The sequence below is a fragment of the Gemmobacter sp. LW-1 genome (assembly GCF_001303875.1).
GTDB lineage: Bacteria > Pseudomonadota > Alphaproteobacteria > Rhodobacterales > Rhodobacteraceae > Gemmobacter > Gemmobacter caeni.
On record NZ_LJSC01000021.1, the window covers coordinates 1 to 11908 of the forward strand.

The 11908-nt window shown below is 64.9% G+C and carries 11 protein-coding genes, 1 tRNA gene and 1 pseudogene; 7 read left to right on the forward strand and 6 right to left on the reverse strand.

Translation table 11 applies throughout. The features are described 5' to 3' along the window. The 7 genes from AO684_RS03025 to AO684_RS03055 all read left to right on the forward strand — a co-directional run. On the forward strand, nucleotides 1-267 hold a 267-nt coding region (locus tag AO684_RS03025; RefSeq protein ID WP_200907785.1), incomplete at its 5' end, for an SPOR domain-containing protein. 61 nt (nucleotides 268-328) lie between these two features. After that, entirely contained in the window at nucleotides 329-1480 is a 1152-nt protein-coding gene (locus tag AO684_RS03030) for a D-alanyl-D-alanine carboxypeptidase family protein (protein ID WP_369814575.1), read from the forward strand. Then, nucleotides 1480-2094, forward strand: a complete 615-nt coding sequence (tmk, locus tag AO684_RS03035; RefSeq protein WP_054301271.1) for a dTMP kinase — start codon at nucleotides 1480-1482, stop codon at nucleotides 2092-2094. Before AO684_RS03030 ends, tmk begins: the two co-directional genes overlap by 1 nt. A 1-nt stretch (nucleotide 2095) precedes the next feature. Further along, nucleotides 2096-3226, forward strand: coding sequence for a DNA polymerase III subunit delta' (locus tag AO684_RS03040; RefSeq protein WP_054301272.1), 1131 nt, complete (start codon nucleotides 2096-2098; stop codon nucleotides 3224-3226). Nucleotides 3227-3229: 3 nt separating this feature from the next. After that, the gene (locus tag AO684_RS03045) at nucleotides 3230-4030 is read left to right on the forward strand and encodes a TatD family hydrolase (protein ID WP_054301273.1); all 801 of its coding nucleotides are present in this window, start codon (nucleotides 3230-3232) and stop codon (nucleotides 4028-4030) included. Beyond that, complete coding sequence (locus AO684_RS03050) at nucleotides 4030-4824, forward strand: MBL fold metallo-hydrolase (protein ID WP_054301274.1); 795 nt, start codon at nucleotides 4030-4032, stop codon at nucleotides 4822-4824. The genes AO684_RS03045 and AO684_RS03050 overlap by 1 nt, the downstream gene beginning before the upstream one ends. Beyond that, on the forward strand, nucleotides 4821-5756 hold the full coding sequence (locus AO684_RS03055) for an AEC family transporter (protein WP_054301275.1): 936 nt from the start codon (nucleotides 4821-4823) through the stop codon (nucleotides 5754-5756). The genes AO684_RS03050 and AO684_RS03055 overlap by 4 nt, the downstream gene beginning before the upstream one ends. A gap of 64 nt (nucleotides 5757-5820) precedes the next feature. Here the strand turns inward: AO684_RS03055 and AO684_RS03060 are convergent, their stop codons facing one another. The 6 genes and pseudogenes from AO684_RS03060 to AO684_RS21735 all read right to left on the reverse strand — a co-directional run. Beyond that, nucleotides 5821-6759, reverse strand: a complete 939-nt coding sequence (locus AO684_RS03060; RefSeq protein ID WP_054301276.1) for an ABC transporter permease — start codon at nucleotides 6757-6759, stop codon at nucleotides 5821-5823. 90 nt (nucleotides 6760-6849) lie between these two features. After that, nucleotides 6850-8097 (reverse strand): ABC transporter permease, encoded by a 1248-nt coding sequence (locus AO684_RS03065; RefSeq protein WP_054301277.1) that lies wholly within the window; start codon nucleotides 8095-8097, stop codon nucleotides 6850-6852. An 88-nt stretch (nucleotides 8098-8185) separates the two neighbouring features. Next, complete coding sequence (locus tag AO684_RS03070) at nucleotides 8186-9256, reverse strand: ABC transporter substrate-binding protein (protein WP_054301278.1); 1071 nt, start codon at nucleotides 9254-9256, stop codon at nucleotides 8186-8188. A gap of 81 nt (nucleotides 9257-9337) precedes the next feature. Beyond that, nucleotides 9338-10441: an ABC transporter ATP-binding protein gene (locus AO684_RS03075; RefSeq protein ID WP_054301279.1), complete on the reverse strand. Its 1104-nt coding sequence runs from the start codon at nucleotides 10439-10441 to the stop codon at nucleotides 9338-9340. 416 nt (nucleotides 10442-10857) lie between these two features. After that, nucleotides 10858-10944: transfer RNA gene (locus AO684_RS03080), tRNA-Leu, on the reverse strand. A gap of 111 nt (nucleotides 10945-11055) precedes the next feature. Further along, nucleotides 11056-11908, reverse strand: a pseudogene (locus tag AO684_RS21735) (peptidoglycan-binding protein); the annotation flags it as partial.

Here is an 11908-nt window from a genome sequence, read left to right on the forward strand (position 1 = left end):
GCCGCGAAACCGGCGGCCCCGGCGGCCAAGGCAGCCCCCAAGGGCAAGACCACGACGATCCAGATCGGGATCTTCTCGGTCGAGGCCAATGCCAAACGCGCCGCCGATGCGCTTGGCAAGGCCGGTGTCTCGGCCAGCATCAAGCCCGGCCAGACCCAGGGCAAGGCACACTGGTCGGTCACTGCCTCGGGCAGTGGCGACCGCACCGCCCTTCTGAACAAGGTCAAGGGGCTGGGCTTCGCCGACGCCTATCTTCTGTCGAAATGACCGCCTGACACACACGCGGCGCCCGCCCGATGCGGGCGCCCCCAGACCACGGATCGCTGCCATGATGAAACCGCTTCGCCTCGCCCTTGCGCTCCTTCTGCTTTCGGCGCCTGCGCAGGCGTTCGAAACCCAAGCCCGCGCGGCATGGGTCTATGACATGACGACCCATACCGTTCTGATGGACAAGGATGCCGACGAGCCGCTTCCGCCGGCCTCGATGTCCAAGCTCATGACCATCAACATGCTGTTCGAGGCGCTGCGCGACGGGCGCGTGCAGTTGTCGACGCCTTTCGCCGTGTCGTCGCGCGCCAAGGCGATGCAGGGGTCGACCATGTTCCTCAACGAACGCGACCGCCCGACGGTCGAGGAACTGATCCATGGCATGATCATCAATTCGGGCAATGATGCCTGCGTGGTGGTGGCCGAGGGTCTGGCGGGCACGGAAGAGGCCTTCGCGCGCCAGATGACCGAACGCGCCGCCGCGCTGGGAATGGAAAATTCGCATTTTGCCAATTCCAGCGGCTGGCCCGACCCGAACCAGCGCATGAGCATGGAGGATCTGGGCATCCTTGCCGTGCGGCTGATCAGCGAATTTCCCGAATATTACCCGATCTTCGCGCAAACCGAGTTTGATTATCAGGAGCGTTCGCCCGCCAACCGCTTCAACCGCAATCCGCTGCTGAAACTGAACATCGGCGCGGACGGGCTGAAGACCGGGCATACTGCCGAGGCGGGCTATGGCCTTGTCGGTTCGGCCAAGCAGGGTGACCGCCGCATCGTCTTCACGATCACCGGCCTGCCCAGCGACAAGGCCCGCGCCGAAGAGGCAGAGCGGATCGTGAACTGGGCCTTCCGGCAGTTTTCGATGAAGACCGTGGTGAAATCGGGCGTGCGCATTGCCGAGGCCGATGTCTGGATGGGCGAGCAGGCCCGCGTGGGCCTTGTGGCCGCCGAGGATGTCACCCGCCTGGTGCCCGCGCTGGCGCAGGACACCATGACGGCCGAGGTGGTCTATTCCGGCCCGGTCAAGGCACCGATCACGGCCGGGCAGAAGGTCGCCGATCTGGTGATCCACATTCCCGACCTGCCGGATGCGCGGATCCCGCTGGTGGCTGAAACCGATGTCGCCAATGCGGGCTTCGCGCAGCGGATGCTGGGCGCCGCCAGGGTACTGATCTCGCGCGCCCTGCCCGCCGACAGCCCCGCGAGCTGATGCCGGGACGGTTCATCAGTTTCGAGGGCATTGACGGCTCGGGCAAAAGCACGCAGGCGCGGCTGCTGACCGATGCTTTGCGCGCGCGTGGCCAGTCGGTCGTGCTGACGCGAGAGCCGGGCGGCAGCCCCGGCGCCGAGGAAATCCGCCGTCTGGTGCTGGAGGGCAACCCCGACCGCTGGTCGGCGGAAACCGAGTTGCTGCTGTTCACCGCCGCCCGCCGAGACCATCTGGAAAAGACCATCCGCCCGGCTCTGGCGCGGGATGAGACCGTGATCACCGACCGCTTCGCCGACAGCACCCGGATGTATCAGGGCATCTCGCGCGGGGATCTGGCGGCTGTGGTCGACCAGTTGCACCGGCTGATGATCGGGGTGGAACCCGATCTGACGCTGCTGATCGACATTGACCCGGAGGTCGGCCTGTCGCGTGCGGTGGCGCGGCAAGGGGCGGAACAGCGGTTCGAGGATATGGGGCTGGATCTGCAACGCCGGATGCGCGCCGGGTTCCTTGCGCTGGCGGCGGCCCATCCGGGCCGCTTTCGCGTGATCGACGGCGCCCGCGATCCGCAGGCGGTGGCCGCCGATGTGCTGGCCGCCGTGACGGGGGGCTGACATGCCCTCGGTCTTTCTGGACGACTTTCCCGAACCCGACCGGATCGAGGGTGCCCCCCATCCGCGCGAGACCGCGCATCTTTACGGCCACGCGGCGGCACAGGCGGATTTCCTCGCTTCCTATCGGGCGGGACGGCTGCACCATGCCTGGCTGATCACCGGGCCGCGGGGCCTTGGCAAGGCGACGCTGGCCTGGAAGCTCGCGCGCTTCCTGCTGGCCACGCCCGCCGATGACGGCGGCATGTTTGCCCCGCCCCCGCCCGAGACGCTGGACATTCCTGCCGACCACCCGGTCGCCCGCCGCATAGCGGCGCTGTCGGAACCCCGGCTTTATCTGCTGCGGCGAGGCCTGAACGAAAGCGAAAAGGCGGTGGCGCAGGACATTCTGGTGAAGGAAGTCCGGCTTCTGAAGGAATACTTCGCGCTTTCCGCCGCTGATGGTGGCCGCCGCGTCGCCATCGTGGACAGCGCCGACGACATGAACGTTTCGGCCGCCAATGCGCTGCTGAAACTGCTGGAAGAGCCGCCGGGCAATGTGACCTTCTTCCTGATCTCGCATCAGCCCTCGCGGCTCTTGCCCACCATCCGCTCACGCTGCCGCGAATTGCGTCTGTCGCCGCTGGCGGCGGGCGACATGGCCGCCGCGCTGGATCAGGCGGGCACCGCCATTGACGACGCTCAGGCCATGGCGGAACTTGCCGGCGGCTCGGTCGGCGAGGCGCTGCGGATGATCCACCTCGACGGGCTGGAGCTTTACGGCAAGCTCGTCACCCTGCTGGGCGCCCTGCCCCGGATGGACCGGCCGCGCCTTCTGACGCTGGCGGAGACCGGCACCGGCAAGGGGAACGAGGCGAAGTTCGACCTGATGGTGTCGCTGATCGACCTCATGCTCGCACGTCTGGCGCGGGCGGGCACGCTGGGCATGACACCACCTGAAGCCGCACAGGGCGAAGCCGCGCTGCTGGCCCGCCTGTCGCCCGACCCCTGGGCCGCGCGGGCATGGGCCGACCTTGCGCAAAGCCTGTCGGCGCGGGCGCGGCGCGGCAAGGCGGTCAACCTTGACCCTGCCGCGCTTCTCATGGATATGTTCCTTCAGATCGAACAGACGGCGGCCATGCTCGCCGCAAGGTGACGCATGACCCTGCCCGAAATCGTAGACAGCCATTGTCACCTCGACTTCCCGGATTTCGAGGGTGAACTGCCGCGCATCATCGACGCGGCCCGCGCCGCCGGGGTGCGCCGCATGGTGACAATCTGCACCCGGCTGAAGAACGAGCCCCGCGTCCGCGCCATTGCCGAGGCGCATGACGGCGTATTCTATGCCGCAGGCACCCATCCGATGAGCGCGGCGGAAGAACCTATGGCGACGCTGGACGAGTTGATCGCGCTTGCCGCGCATCCGAAATTCGTGGGCATCGGCGAGACGGGCCTTGATTACCATTACACCGCCGACAGCGCCGAGGTGCAGAAGACTTCGCTGCGTCTCCATATCCGGGCGGCCCAGGAAACCGGGTTGCCGCTCATCATCCATTCCCGCGCGGCGGATGACGACATGGCGCAGATCCTGACCGAAGGCTTCCGCGAAAAGCCCTATGCCTGCGTCATGCATTGCTTTTCCTCCAGCGCGGAACTGGCGCGGGCGACGCTGGATCTGGGGTTCTACCTCTCGATGTCCGGCATCGCCACCTTCCCCAAAAGCCAGGAGCTGCGCGACATCTTCGCTGCCGCGCCGCTGGACCGCATCCTATTGGAAACCGACAGCCCCTATCTGGCCCCGGTGCCCTATCGCGGCAAGCGCAATGAACCGGCCTATACTGCCTTCACCGCCAGGACCGGCGCGCAACTGTTTGGCCTGACCGAAGCCGAGTTTGCCGCCGCCACAACCGCCAATTTCGACCGGCTGTTCCGCAAGGCCCGTGTGAGCGAGGCCGCCTGATGCATCGCTTCACCATCCTCGGCTGCGGATCGTCGGGCGGCGTGCCGCGCATCGGGGGCGACTGGGGCGACTGTGATCCGATGAACCCGAAGAACCGCCGCCGCCGCTGTTCCATGCTGGTGGAACGGATCGGGCCGGAGGGCACGACACGGGTGCTGATCGACACCTCGCCCGACATGCGCGAACAACTGCTGGATGCGGGCGTCGGCACGCTGGATGCGGTGGTCTTCACCCATTCACATGCCGACCATGTGCATGGCATCGACGACCTGCGCCAGATCGTGTTCAACCTGCGCCGCCGCCTGCCGGTCTGGGCCGACGGGCCGACGCAGGGCGCGCTGATCGACCGTTTCGGTTATGCCTTCGTGCAGCCCGCAGGGTCGCCCTATCCGCCGATCCTGGACCTGAACACCATCGACGGCGATTTCACCATCGACGGCGCAGGCGGGCCGATTGTGCTGACCCCGTTCCTCGCCGATCACGGTTCCATCGACGCGCTGGGGTTCCGCATCGCGGGGCTGGCCTATCTGCCCGATGCGGTGGCGATCCCCGAGGCCAGCTGGCCTGCGCTGGCGGGGCTGGAAATCTGGGTGCTGGACGCGCTGCGCCGCAAGCCGCACCCCACCCATGCCCATCTGGCGCTGGCGCTGGAATGGATGACCCGTGCCGCGCCCCGGCGCGGCGTGCTGACCAACATGCATCTCGACCTTGATTACGAAACGCTGGCGGCCGAATTGCCGCCGCATATTGAACCCGCCTTCGACGGTATGGTTCTGGAGCTTCCTGACATATGAGCGCCCTTCTCGACGTCATCATGCCGGTCTTTCTGGTCATCGGGGGGGGCTGGCTGGCGGCGCGGGCGAAGCTGTTCAGCGATGCGGCCGTTGACGGGCTGATGCGGTTTGCACAGACCTTCGCGGTGCCGGTGCTGCTGTTCCTGTCCATCTCGCGGCTGGACCTGTCGGCGGCCTATGACATCGGCCTGTTCATCAGCTTCTATGCCGGGGCCTTTGCGGCCTTCGGCCTTGGCATCCTTGGCGCGCGTCTGCTGGGGCGGCCCGGCACCGATGCTGTGGCCATCGGTTTTGCCTGCCTGTTTTCCAACTCGCTGCTGCTGGGCCTGCCGATCACCGAACGCGCCTATGGCGCTGATGCGCTGGCGGCAAACTACGCCATCATCTCGATCCACTCGCCGCTGCTTTACGCAACCGGCATCACGGTGATGGAACTGACGCGGAGCCATGGCCAGGGCCTGCCCGCAGGGCGGCTGGCGCGACAGGTGCTGCGCGCGATCTTCTCGCAGCCCATGGTGCTGGGTATCTGTGCCGGGTTCTTCGTCAATCTGACCGGCCTGCCGCTGCCCGATTTCGCATGGTCGGCGCTGAAGATGATCGGCGGCGCGGCGATCCCGACAGCGCTGTTCGGGCTGGGTGGCGTTCTTTATCGCTACCGCCCCGAGGGCGACGGCCGTGCCATCGCGCTGGTCGTCGGGCTGTCGCTGCTGCTGCATCCGGCGATCACCTGGCTGCTGGGCAGCAAGGTTTTCGGCCTGTCCGTCGAGCAACTGCGCTCGGCGGTGGTGACCAGTTCGATGGCGCCGGGGGTGAATGCCTATCTGTTCGCGCATCTCTACGGCGTGGCGAAACGGGTGAATGCCTCGGCTGTGCTGCTGGCCACCGCCGCCTCCATCGGAACGATCTGGATGTGGCTGCATATCCTGCCGTGATCCCGGGAAATCAGAATGAAAAAGGGGGCCGCATGGCCCCCTTTCTGCATTCCTGACACCCGGATTACTGCGGGGTGACGCCCCGGATCCGCTCCGACCGGCGGCGCAGCAGTTCCACCGTGGCCAGCAGGGCAATCGAGATCAGCACAAGGATGGTTGCCACCGACAGGATGGCCGGGCTGATTGCCTCGCGGATCCCGTTCCACATCTGGCGCGGGATGGTCTGCTGGTCGGGACCGGCGATAAACAGCACCGCCACCACTTCGTCAAACGAGGTCACGAAGGCAAACAGCGCACCCGAAATCACACCCGGCAGGATCAGCGGCAGGACCACCTTGAAGAAGGTGCGCGAGGGCGACGCGCCCAGAGAGGCGGCAGCGCGGCTCAGCGACTGGTCGAAACCGATCAGCGTCGCTGTCACGGTGATGATGACAAAGGGAATACCAAGTGTGGCATGGGCCAGCACGACGCCGGTATAGGTGGAGGTCAGCCGCCCGCATTCGAAGCCAAGCATGGAACAGGGGTTCGAATAGAAGAAGAACAGGCCGGTGGCGATAATGATGATCGGCACGATCATCGGCGAGATCAGAACCGCCATGATCAGCCGCCGATAAGGCATTTCGGACCGCGACAGACCAAGCGCCGCCAGCGTCCCCAGAACGGTCGCGACGATCGTTGACCAGAAGCCGATGATGACCGAGTTCTTGGCGGCCTTCACCCAGGCGGCATTGGCCCAGACATCTTCCCACCAGCTGCTGTCTCGCGGGGCATCCGGTGCGACCATGCCATGCGTCAGCAGAAGGTCATACCAGCGCAGGCTGTAGCCCTCGGGGTCGAAGGTCAGCATCTTCTGCGTGAAGGTGAAATAGGGCTCGGCGTTGAAGCTGAGCGGCATGACGATCAGGATGGGCGAAATCAGGAAGACGAAGATCGCCACGCAGATGACGTGGTAGGTGTAATACCACAGGCGTTCCAGCGGATCGGCATAGACGGGAAGAGCCATCGGTTTCTCCTCGGGCCGGATCGCCGGGGGCGCTGCCCCCGGACCCCCGGGATATTTGGACCAGGATAAAGGGGGGGGCGCGGGGGCGCCTCAGCCCAGTTTCAGCTTGTCGATGCCGACGAGGCGGTCATAGAGCCAGTAGAGCACCAGAACCCCGGCCAGCAGCATTGCCGAAAGTGCGGCAGCCAGCGACCAGTTGGATTTGCTCATGTGGAACTGGATCAGGTTCGAGATCAGCTGCCCGTCGGCCCCCCCGACCAGAGCAGGGGTGATGTAGTAGCCGACCGCGAGGATGAAGGTCAGCAGCGCCCCTGCGCCAATCCCCGGCAGGGTCTGCGGCAGATAGATGCGGCGGAACGTTGTCCAGCTGGTCGCGCCCAGGCTGCGGGCGGCACGGGCATAGGAGGGCTTGATCGTGCGCATCACCGAATAGAGCGGAAGCACCATGAAGGGCAGCAGGATATGCGTCATCACGATGATGGTGCCGGTCTGGTTGTAGATCATGGTGATCCGGCCATCATCACCGATCACGCCCAGTGAAACTAGGATATTGTTCACCACGCCCTGCCCTTGCAGAAGCACGATCCAGCTGGTCGTCCGCACCAGAAGCGAGGTCCAGAACGGCAGCAACACAAGGATCATCAGCAGGTTGGATTTCGACATCGGCAGCGTGGCCAGCAGATGTGCGATCGGGAAGGCGAGGATCAGGCAGAGGAACGTAATGACGCCGGACAGGATGAAGGTCTTGCCAAACAGCCAGAGATAGATGCGCTCGTTTTCCGGCACCCGCTCGATCCCGCCGTCGGCAGTGCGCTGGCGGTCGGTGGCGATCAGGTAGAAATCCGAGGTCCAGGGGCTGGAGGCTTCGCGCATCGCCTGCCAGATCACCGGCTCGCCCCATTTAGCATCCAGCGCCAGCAACGCCTCCTTGTAGGGCGGCTCCAGCTTGTCGGCGCCACGGGCGGAGGAGGTGAACAGCGACCGGGTGCCGGGCACGGTATAGTTGATCCGCGTGCCTGCCTCCCCCGCCGTCTTGTCCTTTTTCATCAGCGCGAGATCGGAGGCCAGCGCGGCATAGGCGCTTTCGTCGAAGTCGCTGCCATCGGGATGGCTGCTGAACCATTCGCCAAGCGCGGGGGCAGAATTGGAAAATCCGTCGTGATAGACCGAGCGTTGCAGCATCTGGCCAATCGGCAGAATGAAGGTCACCACCACGAACAGCAGAAGGGGCGCCACGAGGAGGAAGGCACGGCGTCGCGCGCGCGCCTGAGCGGCGGCCAGAGCCGCCTTGAGGGGGCGGCCGTCGGCAGTGGTCAATTGCGAGGATGCATCGGTCATCGTCAGTCCTTGAACAAGGCTGAAGCAGGGTCAGTCCGGGGAAACGGGAAGCCGGGCCGGGGTGAAATGCCCCGGCCCGGATCTGCCATCAGTTGGCGGCGAGCCAGGCGTTGAAACGCTCATTCAGCTCGGAATCGCGGTCGACCCAGAACTCGTAGGACGACGGCAGCGCGTTGGTCAGGTTTGCGGCGGCGGTGGGCATATGCGGGCCCATCTCGGTCTTGCCGTCCTGATAGAGACCGACCAGCGCGCCCGAGGATTTGCGGGCCGGACCATAGCTGATCCACTTGGCCTGATCGGCAAGGCGCTGGGTGTCCGTCGCATAGGCGAGGAACTTCTTGGCCTCTTCGAGGTTCGGGGCACCTTTCGGGATCACGAAGAGGTCATATTCATAGACCTGACCGTCCCAGACCACCTGGAAGGGTTTGCCCTCGGCCACGGCGGCGGCGAAGATCCGGCCGTTATAAGCGGTGGTCATCGCCACCTCGCCATCGGCGAGCAGCTGCGGCGGCTGGGCACCGGCTTCCCACCAGATCGTGTCCTTCTTGATCTTGTCGAGCATCGCGAAGGCGCGATCCACCCCTTCCGGGGTTTCCAGCGTGGCGTAGACATCAGCGGCCGGCACGCCGTCAGCCATCAGCGCCATTTCGAGGTTGGCCTTGGCGCCCTTGCGCATCGCGCGCTTGCCGGGGAATTTCTCCAGATCGAAGAAATCGTGGATCGAGGTCGGACCTTCCGGGAACTTCGACGAGTCGTAGGCAAAGACGGTCGAGAACACGATGGTCGCAACGGCGCAATCGGTCAGCGCGCCCGGCAGGAAATCCTCGGTCGCCGGGGTTCCATCGGGAGCCGGGGGCAGCATGGCCGGGTCGATCTCTTCCAGCATGCCTTCGTCGCACAGGCGGATCGCATCGGCATATTCCACGTCGGCGATATCGACCGTCACGTTATTGGCTTCGACCATGGCCTTCACCGGGGTCGCCGGGTTGTCGGCGTCGACCATGGTGACCTTCACGCCGGTCTCGGCGCTGTAGGGCTTGATATAGGCTTCGGTCTGGCTGGTGCCGTAGGCGCCGCCCCAGGACATGACCGTAACATCGGCCACGGCCGGAAGGGCCATGCCGGTCAGGGCGGTCGAAAGGACGAGAAGTTTCTTCATGTTATGGTGCTCCCGTTGGTTGGACGTTATTGGCCGCGTCCTTGCGGCATCTCCGGCGGCAACCGCCGGACATTCGATATCTTACATCGGATCCAGCGCGCGGGCATCCGCCGGATGCCAGCCCACCTTGATCTGCTGGCCGGGCGACAGTTTGGTCTGACCCAGCGTGTTGCGCATCTTCATCACGAAATCATCACTGCCCGCCACGCGCAGCCGCACGCGCAGGATATCCCCCATATAGATCACCTCAAGCACGGTGGCGTCGATCATATGGGCGCCTGCCGGCATCATCTCGGGCTTGAACTCCACCCGCTCGGGGCGGATTGACACAAGGGTCTTCTGACCCTTCGCCGTCACGTTGACGGGCGTCGCGTCGATCAGTTCGCCGGTTCCCAGACGCACCAGCGCCTTGTCGCCCGAAAGCTCCTCGATGGTGCCCGGCAGTTTGTTGTTCTCGCCGATGAACTGCGCGACAAAGCTGTTGTCGGGGCGTTCATACAGATCGGACGGCGGGGCAAGCTGCTGGATCTTGCCATCGTTGAACACCGCCACGCGGTCGCTCATCGTCAGCGCCTCGCCCTGGTCGTGAGTCACATAGACCACGGTGATGCCGAGGCTTTCGTGCAGGTGCTTGATCTCGAACTGCATGTGTTCGCGCAACTGCTTGTCGAGCGCGCCCAGAGGTTCGTCCATCAGCACAAGTGCTGGGTCGAACACCAGCGCGCGGGCCAGCGCGATCCGCTGCTGCTGGCCACCGGAAAGCTGGGCAGGACGACGGTTGGCAAAGGCACCCATCTGCACCATATCCAGCGCGCGCCTGATCTTGGCTTCGCGCTCGTCCTTGCCCATGCCGCGCACTTCCAGCGGGAAGGCGAGGTTTTCGCCCACCGTCATATGCGGGAACAGGGCGTAGTTCTGGAACACCATGCCGATGCCGCGCTTGTGCGGCGGCACGAGGTTGATGTTGCGCCCGTCCAGCCGGATCTCGCCATGAGTGGCGGTCTCGAACCCGGCCAGCATCATCAGACAGGTGGTCTTGCCAGAGCCGGACGGCCCGAGCATCGTCAGAAACTCGCCCTTGCCAATGTTCAGGTTGAGGTCTTTGACCACCAGAGAAACGCCGTCATAGCTTTTCTGCACATGGTCGAAGACGACGAAATCGTCGTTGCGGGCTTCTGTCGTCACCCTGGTCTCCCCGTGTATCGGCAGGTCGTCCTGCACTTTCTCTTGTTCCGACTAAAGCGGATGCGTCGCTGCATTGCAACGCTGTTCTGATGCCCGGCAGTGTCGTTGCGTCACCGCCCCCATACCGGCAATAAAACGACACTTGTCCGCACGGCAGCGGCGAGAATGGAAAAGGCGGGCCTGAACCTGTCAAAATTGGCGCATTTCAGGTTCACAACCGGCATGACAGAGTCGATTCGCGGCATAATTGACAGAATCACTCAAAGTGCGGGCGAGGTCGCGATGTATGCAATGGCACACGAAAACGACATCGCGTGAACGGCGCCGGATGTCGTTTTCCATCATGCTGCAACTGCGAGATAGCCGGCCAGAATGACAAAAGCGCCGCGGCTTTCGCCCGGCGCTTCAGTCAGTCATGGTGCGGTTGAAAGGACTCGAACCTTCACGGGAGTTACCCCACAGCGACCTCAACGCTGCGCGTCTACCAATTCCGCCACAACCGCATGCTCTGGCTTGGTGACGGGCTGTTTAGCGAAGCCTCTGCGCGAAGGAAAGGGGGATTTCACCGCCCGCCGGAAAAATTTTATCCGACGGGCGGGGAGCGATCAAACGGCCTATTGGCCGAGCATCAGACGGGGCAGCGCGGTCATCACCGAAACCGCCCGCGCGGCGACCGGCGTCGTCGCCGGGGGCGCAGCGGACGTGGCCTGCGGGGCCGCCGCGATCACCGTTTCCGCCGGAGCCGGTGCGGCCTCGACCACCACTTCGGGCGCGGAGGTTGCCGGCGCCAGAACCGGCAGTGGCGCGGCAGGCTGGGCCGGGCCATCGCTGCGGCCGTTCAGCATGAATACCGCCTTGCGCACCAGATCCCCCTGCCCTGCGGGCGTGCCGGGCAGGCCAGGCGCCCCCGCGGGTGTCAGCTCAAACCAGCCCATCGCCAGATCGGGCCGCCGCGTCGCGCCGATCCCGTCGGCGAGGTGATAGCCCGGCAGGGCGGCATAGCCGCTTTCTCCCAGCGCAGTCAGCACCAGTGCCGATCCCAGCGCCACATCGGCATCATCCAGTGCATAGCCGACACCCAGACAGATCTTCGACGTGCCAGAAAGCTGCGCGGGCGACATGCCCGATCCGGCGATGAACTGTGTTACACCAGCCAGAACCTCGGGCGCCGGTTTCAGCGATACCGCCGTCACCTGATCCTTCAGCACGGGGCCAAAGGCCTTGCACTGATCCGCCACCTGCTGCGGTGTGACGCCCGGCACCGCACGCGACAGCGCCTCGCCCTGCTGGATCGCCGCCGCACGGCTGAGGCAGAACTGTTCTGACAATGCCTGTGCCGGATCGCTCATGTTGGCGACCGTCATATAACCGCCGTTGGCGTTGGTTTTCAGTGCGATCGTGTTGCAATGCGAACTGAGCGAAACCAGAGTGCCACCGAAGGACGGCAAGGCTGGCGCTGCCGGGGCA